Source organism: Pseudomonas sp. NPDC088368, from assembly GCF_044753445.1.
GTDB lineage: Bacteria > Pseudomonadota > Gammaproteobacteria > Pseudomonadales > Pseudomonadaceae > Aquipseudomonas > Aquipseudomonas bambusae.
The window spans coordinates 1-20207 of sequence record NZ_JBIVNG010000001.1; the positions used below are offsets into that span (position 1 = coordinate 1).

General features: G+C 61.1%; 12 protein-coding genes. 6 read left to right on the forward strand and 6 right to left on the reverse strand.

Annotated features, from left to right (window positions below):
* The first annotated feature begins 226 nt into the window (after nt 1–226).
* The 3 genes from recC to recD are packed head-to-tail and all read left to right on the forward strand — an operon-like array spanning nt 227 to nt 9491.
* The gene (recC, locus tag ACIQAL_RS00005; RefSeq protein WP_401141128.1) at nt 227–3712 is read left to right on the forward strand and encodes an exodeoxyribonuclease V subunit gamma; all 3486 of its coding nucleotides are present in this window, start codon (nt 227–229) and stop codon (nt 3710–3712) included.
* Entirely contained in the window at nt 3709–7407 is a 3699-nt protein-coding gene (recB, locus tag ACIQAL_RS00010) for an exodeoxyribonuclease V subunit beta (RefSeq protein ID WP_401141131.1), read from the forward strand. The genes recC and recB overlap by 4 nt, the downstream gene beginning before the upstream one ends.
* Nucleotides 7404–9491 (forward strand): exodeoxyribonuclease V subunit alpha, encoded by a 2088-nt coding sequence (gene recD / locus ACIQAL_RS00015; protein ID WP_401141134.1) that lies wholly within the window; start codon nt 7404–7406, stop codon nt 9489–9491. The genes recB and recD overlap by 4 nt, the downstream gene beginning before the upstream one ends.
* A 257-nt stretch (nt 9492–9748) precedes the next feature.
* On the opposite strand, the gene ACIQAL_RS00020 is transcribed toward recD, so the two are convergent.
* The 6 genes from ACIQAL_RS00020 to ACIQAL_RS00045 all read right to left on the reverse strand — a co-directional run bounded on the left by ACIQAL_RS00020 (nt 9749) and on the right by ACIQAL_RS00045 (nt 15884).
* Nucleotides 9749–10021 carry a Rho-binding antiterminator gene (locus ACIQAL_RS00020; protein WP_401141136.1) on the reverse strand — a complete coding sequence of 91 codons (273 nt, stop codon included), beginning with the start codon at nt 10019–10021 and terminating at the stop codon, nt 9749–9751.
* 53 nt (nt 10022–10074) lie between these two features.
* Nucleotides 10075–11625: an amino acid ABC transporter permease/ATP-binding protein gene (locus tag ACIQAL_RS00025; RefSeq protein WP_401141137.1), complete on the reverse strand. Its 1551-nt coding sequence runs from the start codon at nt 11623–11625 to the stop codon at nt 10075–10077.
* 71 nt (nt 11626–11696) lie between these two features.
* Nucleotides 11697–12515 carry an ABC transporter substrate-binding protein gene (locus tag ACIQAL_RS00030; protein ID WP_401142347.1) on the reverse strand — a complete coding sequence of 273 codons (819 nt, stop codon included), beginning with the start codon at nt 12513–12515 and terminating at the stop codon, nt 11697–11699.
* Between the two features lie 59 nt (nt 12516–12574).
* Complete coding sequence (locus ACIQAL_RS00035; RefSeq protein ID WP_401141140.1) at nt 12575–13651, reverse strand: isopenicillin N synthase family dioxygenase; 1077 nt, start codon at nt 13649–13651, stop codon at nt 12575–12577.
* 13 nt (nt 13652–13664) lie between these two features.
* Complete coding sequence (locus tag ACIQAL_RS00040; protein ID WP_401141142.1) at nt 13665–14516, reverse strand: sugar phosphate isomerase/epimerase family protein; 852 nt, start codon at nt 14514–14516, stop codon at nt 13665–13667.
* Between the two features lie 420 nt (nt 14517–14936).
* A complete protein-coding gene (locus ACIQAL_RS00045; protein ID WP_401141145.1) occupies nt 14937–15884 on the reverse strand; it encodes a LysR family transcriptional regulator in 948 nt (315 codons plus the stop codon).
* Nucleotides 15885–16166: 282 nt separating this feature from the next.
* Here ACIQAL_RS00045 and ACIQAL_RS00050 point away from each other — a divergent pair, with 282 nt between their 5' ends.
* The 3 genes from ACIQAL_RS00050 (at nt 16167) to mmsB (ending at nt 20155) form a co-directional block, all read left to right on the forward strand.
* The gene (locus ACIQAL_RS00050; protein WP_401141147.1) at nt 16167–17498 is read left to right on the forward strand and encodes an MFS transporter; all 1332 of its coding nucleotides are present in this window, start codon (nt 16167–16169) and stop codon (nt 17496–17498) included.
* Nucleotides 17499–17553: 55 nt separating this feature from the next.
* Complete coding sequence (locus tag ACIQAL_RS00055; protein ID WP_401141150.1) at nt 17554–19080, forward strand: CoA-acylating methylmalonate-semialdehyde dehydrogenase; 1527 nt, start codon at nt 17554–17556, stop codon at nt 19078–19080.
* 187 nt (nt 19081–19267) lie between these two features.
* Complete coding sequence (mmsB, locus tag ACIQAL_RS00060; RefSeq protein ID WP_401141153.1) at nt 19268–20155, forward strand: 3-hydroxyisobutyrate dehydrogenase; 888 nt, start codon at nt 19268–19270, stop codon at nt 20153–20155.
* The last annotated feature ends 52 nt before the right edge of the window (nt 20156–20207 follow it).

The following is a 20207-nucleotide window of genomic DNA, read 5'->3' on the forward strand; positions in this document are numbered from 1 at the left end:
CGATGGTAGTGTGGGGTTTCCCCATGTGAGAGTAGGTCATCGTCAAGATTAAATTCCAGAACCCCATTTGCGAAAGCAGATGGGGTTTTGTTTTTGCGCGCGGAAAAAGATCGCGCTCTACCTATGACTGCGATCTTGCCTACGGCAGTGCCGGCAAGTCGAACGGCTACAGGTCAAGTGCCCCCTCTGTTAGTCTTCTCCCTCTCCAAACGCCAAGGAAGCAGCCATGCCGGTGACATCCAACCTTAACCCTGGGTTCATGGTGGTTCATGGCAATCGCCTGGATGAACTGCGTAGCCTCGTGGTGTCGTGGATGCGGCGTTACCCGCTGACCCCGCTGGAAAACGAAGTCGCTCTGGTACAGAGCAACGGCATCGCCCAGTGGCTGAAGCTTGCCTTGGCAGAGGATGCACAGGACGATGATCAAGGCGGGTGTGGCATTGCTGCCGCCATCGACGTTCAACTCCCCGGCAGTTTCATGTGGCAGCTTTACCGCGCAGTGCTGGGGAAGGACGAAATCCCTGAAACCTCGCTGCTCGACAAAGCCCCACTCACGTGGCGTTTGATGCGGTTGTTACCCGCATTGATCGACCAACCGCATTTTGAGCCGCTGCAACGCTTTCTCACGGCTGATACCGATCTGCGCAAGCGCTATCAGTTGTCCGAGCGACTGGCCGACCTGTTCGACCAATACCAGGTGTACCGCGCTGACTGGCTTGAAGACTGGGCCGCTGGACGGCATCAACTCAAGAACGTCAGGGGAGAGGCCAAACCGCTCAAACCTGAAAACTGCTGGCAAGCCGAGTTGTGGCGAGCGTTGCTTCATGATGTCGGTGCCGAGGGCATGGCTCAGAGCCGTGCCGGGGTGCATCAGCGCTATATGGAGCGGATTAATACTCTGACCGAGGCCCCCGCTGGCTTGCCCGCCCGGGTCATTGTGTTTGGTATCTCCTCATTGCCTGCCCAAGCGCTTGAAGCCCTCGCCGGTCTGTCACGTTTCAGCCAAGTGCTGCTCTGCGTGCACAACCCCTGCCGTCACCATTGGGCGGATATCGTTGCTGACAAAGACTTGCTACGGCACGAGTACAAACGTCAATCGCGCAAGGCTGGAATGCCGGTGGTACTCAACCCGGACGCCTTGCACCAGCATGCTCATCCACTGCTCGCCGCATGGGGCAAGCAGGGCCGCGATTACATCAATCTGCTCGACAGCCACGACGACCCTAACAGCTACCGCTCGATCTTCCGCGACGGGCGTATCGATCTGTTCAGCGACAGCGACCCCCAGACCATTCTCAGCCAGCTCCAAGACGACATCCTCGAGCTGAGACCGTTGAGTGAAACCCGCGAGTTGTGGCCCGCCGTCGATATCAAGAAAGATCGCTCTATTCGCTTCCACGTGGCCCACAGCGCCCAGCGCGAAGTAGAAGTGCTGCACGACCAGTTGCTCGCGCGGTTCAGCGCCAATCCTGATCTGCGCCCTCGCGATGTGATCGTGATGGTCCCGGACATCGACAGCTACGCCCCGCACATTCGCGCCGTGTTTGGGCAACTGGACCGTGATGATCGCCGCTTCATCCCCTTCACGTTGGCAGACCAGGGCCAGCGCGGTCGTGACCCTTTACTGATTGCCGTTGAGCACTTGTTGAAGATCCCTGACAGTCGGTTCCCGGTCAGCGAGATCCTCGACCTGCTGGACGTTCCCGCCCTGCGCGCACGTTTCGGCATCGACGAACGCGACCTGCCAACCCTGCATCGCTGGATCGAAGGCGCAGGCGTTCGCTGGGGGTTGAATGCCAAGCAACGCGAGGGTTTGGGGCTCCCCGAGGCCCTCGAACAGAACAGCTGGCATTTCGGTCTGCGGCGCATGCTGTTGGGGTACGCCGTGGGGGCAGGCATTGCCTACGATGACATCGAACCCTATGATGAAATCGGCGGCCTGGACGCCGCGCTCATCGGCCCGTTGGTCGCCTTGATCGACGCCCTTCAAGTCGCCCACGCCGAACTGTCGCAGCCCACAACCCCGCCGGTTTGGGGCATGCGTCTACAAGCGCTGATGCAACTGTTTTTCACGGCGGACAGCGAGCACGACGACTATCTGCTCAGCCAGCTCGAAACCCTGCGCGAAACCTGGCTGGAGACCTGCGAAACGGTCGGCCTGCTGGAAGAATTGCCGCTGACGGTTGTGCGTGAGGCGTGGCTCGCCGGGCTGGATCAGGGAAAACTTTCGCAGCGCTTCCTCGCCGGCTCCGTCAACTTCTGCACCTTGATGCCGATGCGTGCGATCCCGTTCAAAGTGGTCTGCCTGTTGGGCATGAACGACGGTGATTACCCCCGCGCACAACCGCCGCTGGACTTTGACTTGATGGGCAGCGATTACCGCCCCGGCGACCGTTCCCGTCGCGAGGACGATCGCTATCTGCTGCTCGAAGCGCTTCTGTCTGCCTGTGATCAGCTCTACATCAGTTGGGTCGGACGCAGCATTCGTGACAACTCCGAACGCCCGGCTTCGGTGCTCATTGGCCAGTTGCGTGATCACCTGGCCAGCGGTTGGCGGTTGGTAGACGCTGTCGAACCCGAGGACGCGAAGAGGCGCGACCCAGGTCAGCAACTGCTGCACAAGCTGACCCTTGAACACCCGCTGCAACCGTTCAGCGCCAAATACTTCCAGGAGAATCTGGAGTACTTCAGCTTTGCCCGTGAATGGCAGGTCTTGCATGAAGCAGCGGTCCAGTCGGGCGAAATCACAGCGCTGGAAAGGCACGAGCAGGAAGAGCCGTTGAGCCTGATGCAACTGCAGGATTTCTTGCGCAACCCGGTCAAGCACTTCTTCAGCCAGCGTCTGAAAATTTTCTTCGAAGTGGCCGAAGCGCCGTTGGCCGACGAAGAGCCGTTTGTGCTCGATGCTCTTGAGCGCTATGGATTGAGCGATAGCCTGCTGCAAGCGGCGCTTATGGACCCTGAGAGCCCTGATGAATCCCTCAAAGCCCAGGCCATTCGCCTACAAGCCAGCGGGCTGTTGCCGATGGCTGGATTCGGCGCGCTCCTACAGGACGAGTTGATCGAGCCGCTGCCGGATTTGGTGCAGCGCTATCACGACCTGCTGTTCAAATGGCCCGAGCGCGTACAGAGCGCATTACCCGTGAGCCACGAACATCAAAACGTCGCCCTCGACGGCTGGCTCGATGGCCTCTATCAAAATACGCAAGGCGAGTTGCTGGCTGTGACGGCCATTCCCAATGCCATCGGCGGTAGGAAATCTCGGAAGTGGCATCGCCTGACCAAGCCGTGGGTCAATCATCTGGTGGCGTGCGCCTGCGATTTGCCGCTGACGACCGCGTTGGTGGCCAGCGATGAAACCCTGCTTTTGCCCCCGTTGGACAAGGCAAAAGCCACAAGCACCCTCAACGATCTGCTGCTCGCCTGGCAACACGGCATGCAGCGCCCGTTGCCTGTCGCCGTGAAGACTGCGTTTGCCTGGCTGGGTGAAGCGGACGAAGTCAAAGCCGAAGCCGCCGCCCGCAAAACCTACGACGGCGACGGCCAGAACATCGCGGGCGAGCACGCCGAAAGCACAGCGCTCGCTCGACAATTCCCCATGTTCGATGCGCTGCTCGACAGCGAAGAATTCGTTGGCTGGTGTGAGTCGCTGTACAAACCGATTTTCGACGCGCCCTGGCAGTCCCTGTCCAGCGAGGAGGCCGGAGCATGATCGACGTTCAAAAACCTCTGGCCCTGCGCTTCCCACTCAAGGGCAGCCAACTGATCGAGGCCAGCGCGGGCACGGGCAAGACGTTCACCATTTCCGCGCTGTACCTGCGTTTGGTCCTTGGCCACGGCGATGACCTTTCAGGCTTCGGTCGCGAGTTGCTGCCGCCCCAGATTCTGGTGGTGACTTTCACCGACGCCGCGACCAAAGAGCTGCGCGACCGCATCCGTACACGTTTGGCCGAAGCGGCGCGCTTCTTCCGTCAAGAGATCGAAGCCCCTGACGCCTTGATCGACGACCTGCGCAACGACTTCGCGCCGGAGCAGTGGGCCGGTTGTGCGAGCCGTCTCGACATTGCGGCGCAATGGATGGACGAAGCGGCGGTTTCGACCATTCACAGTTGGTGTCAGCGCATGCTGCGCGAGCACGCCTTCGACAGCGGCAGCCTGTTCACTCAAAGCCTGGAAACCGATCACAGCGATTTGCTGGGCGAAGTGCTGCGCGATTACTGGCGCAAGTTCTGCTACCCCATGACCGGCGATGCGCTCAATTGGGTGCGTGAACACTGGGGTGGCCCGGCGGCGTTGCTGCCTCGGGTTCGCGCGATGTTCGGCAGCGATCGCGTCCCGGTCACGCAAACCCCGACGCAACTGATCGAAGCCTCGATTCATGAGCGCCGCGAAACCCTGAAGACACTCAAGTCACCGTGGGCGAACTGGGCCGCCGAGCTGCACGCGATCTGCATAGACGGTGTGAACTGCAAAATTGTCGACGGTCGCAAGATGCAGGAACGCTACTTCAGACCCTGGTTCGACAAGTTGATCGCCTGGGCCAACGATGACGAACAGGAGCAGCTCGATCTGGGCACCGGTTTCACCCGTCTGACCCCCGATGGCATTGCTGAGGCCTGGAAAAGCAATCCGCCGTCGCACCCGGCCTTCGAGGCGATGGTCGAGCTGAAAGTCGCTCTCGACACACTGCCAACGCCCGACGCGGCCGTACTCGAACACGCCGCGCAATGGGTCGGTGCGCGCTTTGAAGAAGAGAAACGTCGTCGCGCCGAAATGGGTTTTGACGACATGCTGTTGCGTCTGGACGCAGCGTTGCGAGGAAATGGCGGTGAGCGCCTGGCGACCCTGATTCGCGAGCAGTTTCCAGTTGCGTTGATCGATGAATTCCAGGACACCGACCCGGTCCAGTACCGGATTTTCGACAGCATTTATCGCCTCGAAGCCCATGACGAAAGCACCGGCCTGTTCCTGATCGGCGACCCCAAGCAGGCGATCTACGCCTTCCGCGGCGCCGACATCTACACCTATCTGCGCGCCCGTACCGCGACCACCGGACGCCTGCACACATTGGGCACCAACTTCCGCTCCAGCCACGGGGTGGTCGAGGCCGTGAACCACGTGTTCGTGCGTGCAGAGAACAATCCCATCGGGCGCGGCGCGTTTCTGTTTCGCAGCGCCGATCATAATCCTGTGCCGTTCCAGCCTGTTAATTCACAGGGCCGCAAGGAAGTGTTTCAGCTCGACGGCCAGGCCATTCCAGCGCTGAATGTCTGGCAACTGGAAAGCGATCAGCCGGTGTCCGGCACGTTGTATCGGCAGCAGTTGGCCGCCAGTTGCGCGAGTGAAATCGTGCGCGTGCTCAATGCCGGTCAACAGGGCCGCGCGGGCTTCGCCAAACCGGGGGAGACGCTGAAAGGCGTGATGCCGTCGGACATCGCGATTCTGGTGCGCGACGGCAAGGAAGCCCAAGCCGTGCGCGGCGAGTTGTCGGTCCGTGGCGTGCGCAGTGTGTATCTGTCGGACAAGGATTCGGTGTTCGCCGCGCAAGAGGCTCACGACCTGTTGGCCTGGCTCAAGGCGTGTGCAGAACCCGACGCAGAACGCACGCTGCGCGCGGCCTTGGCCTGCATCACGCTCGACCTGCCATTGGCTGAATTGGAACGTCTGAATCAGGACGAATTGGCGTGGGAAAACCGCGTCATGCAGTTCCGTGATTATCGTCGCATCTGGCGCACTCAAGGCGTGCTGCCGATGCTCCGTCGCTTACTGCACGACTTCAAACTGCCGCAGACGCTGATCCAGCGCAGCGATGGCGAGCGGGTGCTGACCAACCTGTTGCACCTCTCTGAATTGATGCAGCAGGCCGCTGCTGAACTCGATGGCGAGCAGGCGTTGATCCGTCATCTGAGCGAGCATCTGGCGTTGTCCGGCCAAGCCGGCGAAGAGCAGATTTTGCGGCTGGAAAGCGACGAGCAACTGGTCAAGGTCGTGACCATTCACAAGTCCAAAGGGCTGGAATACCCGTTGGTCTTTCTGCCGTTCATTTGCTCGACCAAACCGGTCGATGGCAGCCGTTTGCCGTTGCATTTCCATGACGCCGAAGGGCACGCGCAGATCAGCCTCAAGCCGACGGCAGCGCTCATCGAACAAGCGGATGACGAACGTCTGGCCGAGGACTTGCGCCTGCTGTACGTCGCCCTGACCCGTGCGCAACACGCCTGCTGGCTGGGCGTCGCCGACCTCAAGCGCGGCAACACCAAAGGCTCGATTCTGCACCGTTCGGCGCTGGGCTACCTCCTCGGCGGCGGCAACGTATTGGCGGAGTCGACGCAGCTCGTTCAATGGCTTCACGCGCTGGCCAGCGACCAGCCGACCGTGCACGTCGAAGCCGTACCTGCGCCGACTGAAGACACCTTCAGCGCCCCGCGCAGCGAGGTCGCGTTGAGCAAGCCGCGCATGCCGCGTCGTAGTGCGCGGGAGAATTGGTGGATTGCGTCCTACAGCGCCTTGCGCATCGGCGACACGATCACCGACAGCGGCGACCAATCCCCGGACAGCCCGCAGGCGCAGAAGCTGTTCGACGACGAACGCCTCGACCCGGATGCGCCCCGCGAGACCCTGGTCAGCGGCGGCGACATTCACCGATTCCCCCGTGGCCCGAACCCCGGCACCTTCCTTCACGGCTTGCTGGAGTGGGCAGGGGAAAAGGGCTTTGCGGTTGCCGCCAGCGATCCCGTGGCACTGGAAAAAGTCGTCGCCCAGCGCTGCAATCGTCGCGACTGGAAGGGCTGGATCAACACGCTGACGGACTGGCTGTCTCACCTGTTGAGCCTGCCATTGCGTCTCGGCGCTGACGTGCCGCCGGTGGCCCTGAGCGCGCTGGATCAGCCCAATCAGTACCGCGTCGAGATGGAATTCTGGTTCGCTTGTTCGAAAGTCGACGTGGCGCAAATGGACGCATTGGTGCGTCGCTACACCCACAGCGGCGCGCCCCGTGCGGCGGCGGAAACCGTCTCACTGAACGGCATGTTCAAAGGATTCATCGACCTGACGTTCGAGCATCAGGGCCGCTATTACGTGGCCGATTACAAATCCAACTGGCTCGGCGTCGACGACGATGCCTACACAGAAATGGCGATGGAAAACGCGATTCTGGAAAACCGCTACGACCTGCAATACGTGCTTTATCTGCTGGCCTTGCATCGCCAACTCAAGGCGCGGCTGGCCGATTATGACTACGACCGCCACATGGGCGGCGCGGTGTACCTGTTCGTGCGCGGCAGTCGTGCGGCCAGCCAGGGCGCATGGTTTACCCGGCCGCCCCGTGAGTTGATCGAAAGCCTCGATTTGCTGTTTCAGGGTCGAGCTTTGGTTGAGGAAGAAACGCTGTCAGGAGACCTCGCATGAACCGCACCTTCGCGCATTTGCTGCCCACGCCGCTGGACGCCGAGAGCCTGGCCGCGCTCAAGCCCCTGAGCCGCGTAGACGATTTGTTATTGCTGCTGGAGCGCTGGGTCGAGCGCGGCTGGTTGCGAGCGCTGGACAAGGCCTTTGTGGGTTTTTTGGCAGACCTCGATCCAGCGGCCGATTCGCTGGTGCTGCTTGCGGCAGCGTTGACCAGCCATCAGCTCGGTCACGGTCATGTCTGTCTCGATCTCTTTGAGACCCTCAAAGAGCCAGACTTCGCGCTGTCGCTGCCGCCCGAAGGCGACGTGCTGCAAACGCCGATGTTGCTGCCCTCCACACTGCTGAAGGCGTTGGACGGCGCGACCTGGTGTCAGGCGTTGGCGGACAGCCCGCTTGTCGCGAAGGCGGGCGACAGCAGCACGACGGCAGGACAGAAGCCGTTGGTGTTGTCAGACCGTCGCCTGTACCTGCGGCGGTATTGGGCGTATGAGCGCAGGATCGACGCCGCGCTGCATCGTCGTCTCGGCCAAACCGAACCCGCGTCGAGCGACCTGGCCCAGCGTCTGGACGCTTTGTTCGGGAACCCAAGCACTGCACCGGATGCGCTGATCGACTGGCAGAAACTCGCCTGTGCCATTGCCACGCGCGGTGCGTTCAGCATCATCACCGGCGGTCCCGGCACGGGCAAAACCACCACGGTCGTGCGTCTCCTGGCGCTGCTGCAATCCCCCGCGGTGGAGCGCGGCAAACCGCTGCGCATTCGTCTCGCGGCGCCGACGGGCAAGGCAGCGGCGCGACTCACCGAATCCATCAGTCATCAGGTGCAAACCCTCGACGTACCCGAAGACGTGCGGCAGAAAATCCCCAGTGACGTGACCACTGTGCACCGCTTGCTCGGCAGTCGGCCCGGCACGCGGCACTTCCGCCATCACGCAGGCAACCCGTTGCCACTGGACGTGCTGGTGGTGGACGAGGCGTCGATGATCGACCTTGAGATGATGGCCAATCTGCTGGACGCCTTGCCGCCTCACGCGCGGATGGTGTTGCTGGGCGACAAGGATCAGCTGGCGTCGGTGGAAGCGGGGGCAGTGTTGGGCGATCTGTGTCGCGATGCCGAAGCGGGGATGTACAGCGCCGACACGCAGGCGTGGCTGGAGTCGGTCAGCGGCGAGGACTTGAGCAAAAGCGGGCTGCAACAGGGCGACCCGCAGCAACATGCTCTGGCGCAGCAGGTGGTGATGTTGCGTCACTCGCGGCGTTTCGTGGCGGGCAGCGGCATTGGGCAACTAGCGAAACGGGTCAATCAGCAGCAGGACCAGGACGCCCGAGCGCTGTTGGTCAACGGCGGTTATGCGGATTTGTATTCATTGGCGCTCAAGGGCGAGCAGGATCGGGCGTTGTCGCGTCTGTTGCTCGACGGCCACGGCGGCGGCCCTCAGGGGTATCGGCATTATCTGACCCTGATGCGCAGCGAGCGGCCACAAGGGCTCACGTCTATCGAAGATCCGCGCTGCGTCGAGTGGGCGCGCAAGGTGCTGAACGCGTTCGATGAGTTCCAGCTGTTGTGTGCCGTGCGCAAAGGGCCGTGGGGCGTTGAGGGGTTGAATCAGCGCATCACTCAGACGCTCTTCGCTGCCGAGCTGATCGAGAGCGATCAGCAATGGTACGAAGGCCGCCCGGTGCTGATGACCCGCAACGATTACGGGCTGGGTTTGATGAACGGCGACATCGGCATTGCCCTGCGTTTGCCGGAAGGCCCGGTCGAGGAAAACCGCACGGCGCTGCGCGTGGCGTTTCCACGCAACGACGGCGAGGGAGGCGTGCGTTTCGTGCTGCCGAGTCGGCTCAATGATGTGGAAACGGTGTATGCCATGACCGTCCACAAATCCCAGGGCTCGGAGTTTGCGCACACGGCATTGATCCTCCCCGAAGCGCTGAACCCGGTGCTGACTAAAGAGCTGATCTACACCGGCATCACGCGCGCGAAAAACTGGTTCAGCCTCATCGAACCGCGACAGGGCGTTTTCGAAGAAGCGCTGCGGCGCAAGGTGAAGCGGTTGAGCGGGTTGATGTTGGCGTTATAGCGGTCGCTACGGATCTGGATACGTGTGGACTATGCATCAGACGTAGCAAGTGTGTCGGCTGTACCAACGTTTCGCGAATGAATTCGCTCCCACAGAAACCGAGGCGCCTGAGAATGTGGGCTTGGCGCGGGTCCACCTGTAGGAGCGAATTCATTCGCGAAAGAGTTATCAGGCGATGAGGGTGTATCGGCTGTACCAACGCTTCGCGAATGAATTCGCTCCTACAGGGATTGAGGCGTCCTCCTGATTGAATTCCCTCACGTCGTGCAAAACGAATTGCCCAACTCCACCCGACCAAAACTGGCGCCGTCGTCCAGCGGGGTGATGGCCAGCATCTGGTCCAGCCGCACTTCGTCGAGGCCGTCGGCGAATTGCAGGAATTCTTCCTTGCTCGGCGCAGTGCGGGTGGTGACGGGCAGGCCTTCGAAGGTTGTGCCGTCGACCATTTCGACCTTCAGGCGATAACCGTGCATGCAGGCGATCTCCAGGTAGTCGTAGAGATCGCAGCTCAGCGGGGTGTAGTTGTCCATTTCAGGCTCCGGGGTAACGTGATGCAGGGATCATGTCGCTCCACGATAGCCGCTCAGGCTTCCTTGCGCACGGGCTCCGGTTGAGTGGCCGGGCTGTCCAGCCCCATGAACTGGCGCACCCGATCGCCGCACTGGTCAGCGAGGATGGTCTGCGGCGAGGCATCGACCTGCACCACGCCGTTTTCCATGAAAATCACACGGTCGGAAATCGACAGCGCAAAGTCCATTTCGTGGGTGACGATGAGCATGGTCATGCCTTCTTTCGCCAGGTCGCCGATGACTTTCAACACCTCGCTGACCAGCTCAGGATCGAGCGCGGACGTCGGTTCGTCGAACAGCATGATCTGCGGGTCCATCGCCAGCGCACGGGCAATCGCCACACGCTGCTGCTGGCCGCCGGAAAGCTGGTGCGGGTATTTGTGCGCGTGGGCCAGCAGGCCCACCTTGTCGAGCAGGGCATAGGCGCGCTGTTCGCTGATGGCCTTGTCGCGGCCGTGGTAGCGCGGCGCGAGGGTCACGTTGTCCAGGATCGTGCGGTGGGGGAACAGATTGAAGTTCTGGAACACCATGCCGATGCGCTGCACACCACGGCGAATCTGCGGCGCGTTGGGGCTGTCACCGGCATGGATGAAGCCTTCGCCGAAAAGAATGATCTCGCCCTTGTCGATGCTTTCCAGGCTGTTCACGGTGCGGATCAGCGAGGTTTTACCCGACCCTGAAGGCCCGATGATCGAGATCACCTGCCCCGGATTCACGTCCAGACTGATGCCTTTGAGCACTTCGTGATGACCGTAGCTTTTATGAATATTCACCAACTGCAAGGCAGGGGCCGACCCCGGTCCTGCGTCGGGCTGACGAGCCCTGGCAGGCTGTGCGATCAGCGTCGTGCGCAGGCGGGCGAGGGCGCTGTCGTCGAGGGTTTGCGGCTTGCGGTTGTTCAGTTCCAGGTGCTGTTCGAGCCAGTGAAACAGCCAGCCGAACACGGTCACGATCATCACGTAATACACCGCGACCGCTGACAGGGTTTCCATCACCAGGAAGTTTTGTGCGTACAGCCGCTGGCCGACGGTGAGCAGCTCGGTCAGGGAAATCACTGACACCAGCGAGGTCAGTTTCACCACGGTGATGTATTCGTTGATCAGCGTTGGCAGGGAAATGCGGAAGGCCTGAGGGATGACGATCAGACGCTGCATGCCGATCAATCCTACGCCCAATGCTCGACCGGCTTCCTTCTGACCCTTGGCCACGGAAATCAGGCCGCCCCGGTGGATCTCGGCCATGTACGCCGCTTCGGTGACGACCAACGCCAACAGGCCGGAGTAGAAGGGGTTGGACAGCACTTCGCGGGTGATCGGGAACATCTGCGGCAGGTTGTAGGTGAACACCACCAGCACCAGCAGTGGGACGCTGCGGAAGAACCAGATATAAATCGACGCAGGCACGCTGATCCAGCGCGCGGTCGAGAGCTTGGCCGAGGCCAGCAGAAACCCCAGCAGCATGCCGATGAACCAGCCCAAGGCGCTGAGTTCGATCACCGTGATGCAGGATTCCCAAAAGTCCGAGACCGAGAACAGCGAAAAAAAGTAGGACCATTCGAATTGCATATGTACCTCTGCCGAATCTGAATCCTGTAGGAGTGAGCACGCTGACTCCTACAGGGGTAGAGCATCAGCCTTTAATTACTCGGCTCTTCCAGGTTGTACTTCTTCAGCAGTGCTGCGTACTCACCGGATTTCTTGGTTTCGTCGAAGGCCTTGAGCAACGCCTGATACAACTCGTCGTTGCCTTTCTTCACGTAGATGCCGAGGGTCTGCTGGTAGATCGAGTGCTCGGTGCTGACCACCACACGACCTTTGGTGCGTTCGGCGATCATGCCCGCCGCGCCGTCGATTTCGACCTGAGCCTGAACGTTGCCCGACAGCAGCGCCTGGGTCACTTCCGGTGCGGACGGGAATTCGCTCACGGCGATCGCGCCTTTGTTGTTCGGCACGCAGTAATCGGTGGAGAGCTTGTTGAATTGGGCGACCCACGTCGTGCCTTTCTCCAGGCCGACTTTCAGGCCGCAGAGGTCTTCCGGCACCTTGGGTTTGATCGTGCTGTCTTTGAGCACCATGATCGCCGCGCCGGTCTTGGCGTAGGCAATGGTCTGGGCCTGGGTCTGACGCTCAGGGGTGATGTACATGCCCGAGATGATCGCATCGTAGTGACCGGCGTTCAGGCTCAGGATCAAGCTGGAGAACTTGGTGTCGACGAACTCGGCCTTCAGGTCCATGTGCTTGGCCAGCAGGCGCGACAGGTCAGGGTCGGAGCCGACGACGTTTTTCTTCTCGTCGTAGGATTCGAACGGCGGGTAGGTAATCTCCATGCCGACCTTGAACTGGCCAGGTGTCACAGTGGTGGCAGCGTGGGCAACCGTAGCCTGTAACAAAGAGCTGCCGAGCACGGCGGTGGCAAGAACGGTCAAGCGAACAGCAGTGTTCAAAGTGTTGCGCATCGTCGGTGACTCCACGTCAGGAAGGTAAGGCACGGTGTGTTGGGATGGGGTGTGGGGCATCAGGATGCGTCCTGTGCCTGATGCTTCAAATGGCCGAAGCTCGAAGGCTTGCGCGCCTTTTCGTACAGCTTGAGTTCGCCGTTCTCGACCTTGCGACGCAGGTACTGATACGTCTGCAAAGCCTGGCCGAACATGTGTTCGCCGATGGTGATCGCTTCGTACTCCGTGCCCTCTTTCTCGAATTGAGGCAGCGGTTTGATCTGGGTGTGGAAGTCGCAGGCGAAGAACAGCGGGAAGGAATAACGCTCCTCGCTGACCGTGCGTACCCGATGAGCCGTAGCAACGAACGTACCAGCGGTCATCACCTCCAGCATGTCCCCGATATTGACCACGAACGCGCCTTCCACTGGTGGCGCGTCGATCCACTGGCCCAGGTCGTTCATCACTTCCAGCCCCGGCTTGTCGGCCAGCAGCATGGTGAAGCACTCGTAGTCGGTGTGCGCACCAATACCGGGCGCATCCTGCGCGTCGCCGTCGAAGGGGTAATGGATCAGGCGCAGCTTGGACGGCGGACGGGTGACCATCGCCTCGAAGTAGCCCTCCTCAAGGCCCAGGGCCAACGCGAAACCGTCGAACAGGCGACGACCCAAGGCGAACACGGCGGCGTAATAGGCTTCGACGGCGGCGCGGAAACCGGGCAAGTCCGGCCATTCGTTGGCGCCGATCAGTGGGGTCTTGGCGATCACCAGCGGGTCTTCGTCGCCCACTTCGAAGCCGATGTCGAAGGCTTCCTTGTGATCGGGCTTGCCCTTGGCGTACACCTCTTCACCTTCCGGAACGAAGCCTTTGTGGCTGCGGGACGTGCCGATGTAATGCTGCATCTTGTAGTCGAGGGACTGGGCAAACAGGTCCTTGGCCGCCTGGCGCAAACCCGCGATCAGCGCGGGCTCGATGCCGTGGTTTTTGACGTACAGAAAGCCCACCTCACGCGCGGCCTTGCCGAGTTCGTCGGCCACGGCCTGACGGTCGGTGATGTCGGCGCTGAACAGACCGGCGATGTCCACCACCGGAATGCTGCTGAAGTTGGCCACTCTTGGCTCGGTCGAGACGGCGGCCGCTTGAGACTGATCAGGCATGGCGAAACGCTCCTTATCGGCTTGTTGTGTGGGTGAAGCGCTGGAAATGTTCACGTTCGATCTGGGCCATGCACACGTTCAGCGACCACAGATCGGCCACCGGAACGTTGGTGAAGGGCAGGTGATGCAGGTAGCCGTCCGCACCGAATTCCGGGGTCAGCGTCGTGACCTGATAGCCGCGCGCCTGTTGGGATGTCCAGACCGCTTCCCAGTGCTGCTGATGGAACGCCAGTTCGACGGCGCGCTCCGGCGCGGCGGGGTGCGGGACTTGCGGACCCTGGTCATAACCGACCCGAGCCTGGATGTGGTGAACGCGCTCGACGAAGGCACTGAGGTCGTCTTCCGGGTCATTGAGCAGGCGCTCGCAGGTGACGACCCAGTGGCTGATGTCGCTGGTGAAACGCAGGTCCGGCAACTGGCGGATCAGCTCCAGTGTCACCCACGGGTTGAACAGCGAGCGGGCGCGGTGGGTTTCGAAGGTGACGGTCTGGCCATGCTTGCGTGCCAGTTCCAGCGCTTGACCGAAGAATTCCACCTGCTGCGGCAACTGCCAGCGGTCGTTCCCGGCCAGCACGTTAACGAAGCGCGGCGCCAGTTCGGTGGACCAAGAGAGCTTCTTTTCGAGGTCGGTCAGATGCTCAGCGAGGGTCGCCGATTGTTCGGGGAGAACGTCGTAGGCGGTGAAGACCGTGGCGATATAGGGCAGGTGATTGGCGCGCAGAAACGCACCGAACTCGGCACGCTCGACCGGCGTCAGCGGCAAGCGCGCTTCCATGCCGTCGAACCCGGCCTCAAGCAATTCATCCAGCGCCTGAGCCTTGCTCGCAGCGTAGCCCCACATCGTGCGGAAGATTTCCAGTTTCATCGAACGTCCCCAAAGATTGCGTCTTGCGACTGACACGTGACCTCAGACATGGCTCCGCCACGGCGCGAGCCGGAACGGGGTACAGCGGCAGTCACATCAGAAAAGGCAATCTTCGGGCCGGGTCTCTACTGGACGGGCTCCTTTATTGGAGCCGATCTTAGGTTCGGCCGATGAACGGAAAGAATAGGAAAGCTCAAATGCATAGTTCAGAGATTTCTAAACTATGGTGGCGAGGGGCGATTTAGACGTTTTGGCCTTCGACGGCAGCGTGGGCGACTGATCTACCGCTTTCGCTGCCGTCGTAACTTCCGGCGTCTCCCACAGACATCCAGACAACTCAATATTTTGTGGCAAACCACGATCCGGTGGGGGCTTCTGCAGGTTACGACAGTGGCGAAAGCGGTGTGACGCCGAACCTGGTCAGTCAACAAAACTCATCACCCGCGTCTCCCCCAACAAAAATGCCTGATTCTGCTCGGTGGTCTGGCGGATGTAATCCCACAACAGAGTGATGCGCTTAAGCTTGCGCAGGTCCTCGCGGCAATACATCCAGAACTGCCGGGTGATGTTCACCTCTTCGGGCAACACCGGCAGCAGCCGTGGATCCTGGGCGGCAAGGAAGCAGGGCAGAATCGCCAACGCCCGACCCTGCAACGCCGCGACGTATTGGGCGACCACGCTGGTGCTGCGCAGGTGGGCGTGGACGTCGGGCAGCAGGTTGTTCAGATAGAGCAATTCCGGGCTGAAGGCCAGGTCGTCGACGTAGCTGATGAAGGGGTGGCCGATCAGGTCATCGGTCTTGCGGATCGGTGAACGTTGGTCCAGATATTCCTGTGTCGCGTACAGTCGCAAGCTGTAATCGCACAGTTTGCAGACGACATACGGGCCATGTTCCGGGCGCTCCAGGGCGATGACAATGTCGGCCTCGCGTTTGGACAGGCTGATGAAGTGCGGCAGGGGCAGGATGTCCACCGAGATGGCGGGGTAGGTATCGGTGAAGTGGCTCAGTTGCGGGGTCACGAAGAAACTGCCGAAACCTTCGGTGCAGCCCATGCGCACATGGCCCGATAACGCGACGCCGGACCCTGAGACTTGTTCGCAGGCAATGTGCAAGGTGCTTTCGATGGACTCCGCCGAACTCAGCAAACGCTGACCTTCTGCCGTCAGCACAAAGCCGTTGTTGCGCGACTTTTCGAACAGCAACGTCCCCAGCGAGGCCTCCAGCGAATTGATCCGCCGCGACACGGTGGTGTAGTCCACCGCCAGCCGTTTGGCCGCCGAACTCGCCTTGCGTGTGCGCGCGACTTCAAGAAAAAACTTCAGGTCATCCCAGTTCAATGCGCTCAGGGAAGTGATGTGTTTTTGCATGATAGACCTGCTTTTATGTGCGTTCTTATTAGAAGTTTGCACATCTATACTCCGAAGCACGGCGAGAATCCAACCGTGTCATGGACCGAACACAACCTTGTGGGAGCCGGCTTGCTGGCGAAGAGGGCGGACCTGACAAATCGGTGGTGACTGACACGACGCCTTGGCGAGCTAACCGAATCCCACAAGGTCGCGCACAGTTTCAAAGCCGAGGTCATGCCGTTCAAACCGCACCACCTACATCCCGAACACCCTGCACAAAAATAATAAGCGGAGGAGTTTATGAAGGACGCTTTCACAGCGGACGCCGGTGTACCTGACGCCAGCGCTGCGAAGACCAAGACCAAGGCCTATCGGCTTGCCGGGGCGGCGAGCATGGCGGGTACGACCATTGAGTGGTACGACTTTTTTCTCTACGGCACGGCTGCCGCACTGATCTTCAACAAAATCTTCTTTCCTGCGCTGGACCCGATCATCGGCGTGCTGGCGGCGTTCGCCACCTACGCGGTTGGCTTTCTCGGGCGTCCGTTGGGCGGCATCGTGTTCGGTCACTTCGGTGACAAGATCGGCCGCAAATCCATGCTGCTCGTCACCCTGATGTTGATGGGTGTGCCGACGATCATCATCGGTCTGATTCCCACGTACCAACAGATTGGCTACTGGGCCGCGGTCATTCTGGTCGGCATGCGCTTTTTGCAGGGCATGGCGGTCGGTGGCGAGTGGGGCGGCGCGGTGTTGATGGCCGTCGAGCACGCCCCTGAAGGCAGGAAAGGCTTCTACGGCAGCCTGCCGCAAACCGGCGTCGGCGCGGGTCTGGTGCTGGCGTCGCTGGCGATGGCCCTCGTCGCCAAATTGCCGGAAGCCGACATGCTCAGCTGGGGCTGGCGCATTCCGTTCCTGGCGAGCGTCCTGTTGCTGGGCGTGGGCTGGCTGATCCGTCTGAAGGTGCCCGAGTCGCCTGATTTCGAGAAGCTGAAGAAGGAAAAGATCGCCGTCAAAGTGCCGCTGTTCAAGGTGTTCCGTGATCACCCTCGCGAAACACTGACCATCATCGGCGCGCGCACGGCGGAGAACGCGTGGTTCTACATGTCGGTGACGTTCGCCCTGGCCTACGCCGCCAACCAGTTGCAGATCCCTCGCGCCGATGTGTTGGGCGCGATCACCGCAGGCGCGGCCCTGTCGCTGGTAACGATGCCGCTGTGCGGGCATATCTCCGATCTGGTCGGCCAAAAGCGTCTTTACTTCGCAGGCCTGCTGTTGCTTTGCGCTTTCATCTACCCGTTCTTCGCGATGCTAGGCACCCGCGATCCGGTGCTGGTGTGGTGGGCGATGGTGCTGGCGGTGGGCGTGGTGTTCCCGATTCTGTACGCCCCTGAATCGCTGCTGTTCGCCCGGCAGTTCCCCGCCGAAATCCGCTACAGCGGCATCTCGGTGTCGGTCCAGTTGGCGGGTGTGCTGGGGGGCGGTTTCGCACCGATGATCGCCACGCAACTGCTGGCCATGGGCGATGGCAATCCGCATTACGTGATCGTGTACCTGATCGGCATGGCGTTGATTGCGCTGGTATGTACGGCGTTGATGAAGCGCGATCCGTCGCGCCGTACGTCCGCCTGAGTGCTGCTTTTTTCGGCGGTCGTGCAAGATCGCCAACTGAACGGAGAGTCCTGTAATGAACGCGTCACTGAATAAAAACAACACCGCTGTCGCTCACGTGAAACTGCTGATTAACGGTGAATGGGTCGATTCGCAAACCAGCGAGTGGCTGGATGTCGTCAACCCAGCGACCCAGGAAGTGCTGGCCAAAGTGCCGCTGGCCACTGCCGCTGAGGTGGACGCTGCCGTCGCTGCCGCACAGACCGCGTTCAAGACCTGGCGCGACACGCCGATCGGCGCCCGTCTGCGCATCATGCTCAAGCTGCAAGCGCTGATTCGCGAACACTCGAAGCGCATCGCCACTGTCCTCAGCGCCGAACAGGGCAAGACCATTGCTGACGCCGAAGGCGATATTTTTCGCGGTCTGGAAGTGGTCGAGCACGCCTGCTCCATCGGCACACTGCAAATGGGCGAGTTCGCGGAGAACGTCGCAGGCGGCGTTGACACCTACACCCTGCGTCAGCCGATCGGCGTGTGCGCGGGCATCACGCCGTTCAACTTCCCGGCGATGATTCCGCTCTGGATGTTCCCGATGGCCATCGCCTGCGGCAACACGTTCGTTCTGAAACCGTCCGAGCAGGACCCGATGTCCACGATGCTGCTGGTCGAGCTCGCAGTGGAGGCGGGCGTGCCAGCGGGCGTGCTCAACGTCGTGCACGGCGGCAAGGACGTGGTGGACGCGATCTGCACGCACAAAGACATCAAGGCCATTTCGTTTGTCGGTTCGACCGCCGTCGGCACTCACGTGTACGACCTGGCAGGCAAGCACGGCAAACGCGTGCAATCGATGATGGGCGCGAAAAACCACGCCGTGGTGTTACCGGATGCCAACCGTGAGCAGACGCTCAACGCGCTGGTCGGCGCAGGTTTTGGTGCGGCCGGGCAACGTTGCATGGCCACGTCGGTGGTGGTGCTGGTGGGTGCCGCGAAGCAGTGGGTGCCTGATTTGAAAGCGCTGGCGCAAAAGCTCAAAGTCAACGCGGGCAGCGAGGCTGGCACCGATGTCGGCCCGGTCATCTCCAAGCGCGCCAAGCAGCGAATTCTCGACCTCATCGAAAGCGGCGTGAAAGAAGGGGCAACGCTGGAGCTGGACGGCCGTGGCGTGACAGTGCCGGGGTATGAAGAAGGCAACTTCGTCGGCCCGACCCTGTTCACCGGCGTGACGACGCAAATGCAGATTTACACTCAGGAAATCTTCGGCCCGGTGCTGGTGGTGCTGGAAGTCGACACGCTGGATCAGGCCATCGAGCTGGTCAACAGCAACCCGTTCGGCAACGGCGTGGGCCTGTTCACCCAGAGCGGGGCGGCGGCGCGCAAATTCCAGAACGCCATCGACATCGGCCAAGTCGGCATCAACATCCCGATCCCGGTGCCGGTCCCGTACTTCAGCTTCACCGGTTCGCGCGGCTCCAAGCTCGGCGATCTTGGCCCGTACGGCAAACAAGTGGTGCAGTTCTACACTCAGACCAAGACCGTCACCAGTCGCTGGTTCGACGACGACAGCGTGAATGACGGGGTGAACACGACGATCAATTTGCGTTGAGCCGAGCAGGGGCTGACCACGGATAAACCCTGTGGGAGCGAATTCATTCGCGAAAGAACGTGCCGACGATGGAGATGCGTCGTCTGTACCGGCTCTTCGCGAATGAATTCGCTCCCACAGGGGCTCACCACAATAATGAGCTGCGTCGTCTGCCCAAGCGGATCTGAATCTGACAAGGAGAACAACAATGAAAATCGCATTCATCGGTCTGGGCAACATGGGGGCGCCGATGGCGCGCAACCTGATTCGCGCCGGGCATCAGTTGCACCTGTTCGACCTCAACCAGCAAGTGCTGGCCGAACTCGCCGAACAGGGCGGCCTCATCAGCGACTCGCCCAAACACGCGGCGCAAGAAGCCGAGCTGGTCATCACCATGCTGCCGGCCGCCGCCCACGTGCGTGCGGTCTACCTGAACGAAGACGGTGTGCTGGCCGGCATCCGGGCGGGCGTGCCAGCCGTGGATTGCAGCACCATCGACCCGCAGACCATCCGTGACGTGGCGGGAGCGGCCACCAAACAGGGCGTGACTCTGGGTGATGCGCCGGTGTCCGGAGGGACGGGCGGTGCTCAGCAGGGCACGTTGACGTTCATGGTGGGCGCCAGTGTCGAGCACTTCAATGTACTCAAACCGATCCTGGCGCAGATGGGCCGCAACATCGTACATTGCGGCGATGTCGGCACCGGGCAAATCGCCAAAATCTGCAACAACATGCTGCTGGGGATTTCCATGATCGGCGTGGCTGAGGCGATGGCTTTGGGCAACACGTTGGGGATCGATACCGGCGTGCTCGCCAACATCATCAACAGCTCGACAGGCCGTTGCTGGAGTTCTGAAATGTACAACCCGTGGCCGGGCGTCGTCGATACCGCGCCTGCTTCTCGTGGCTACACCGGTGGGTTCGGTGCGGATTTGATGCTCAAGGATTTGGGGCTGGCGACCGAAGCCGCGAAAGTGGCGCGTCAGCCGGTGATCCTTGGCGCGCTGGCGCATCAGCTGTATCAGGCGATGAGCTTGCGGGGCGATGGCGGGAAGGACTTCTCGGCGGTGGTGGAAGGGTATTTGAAAAAGGAGTGAGGTATGACGCAGCTGTAGGAGCCGGCTTGCTGGCGAACCCGGTGTGTCAGAC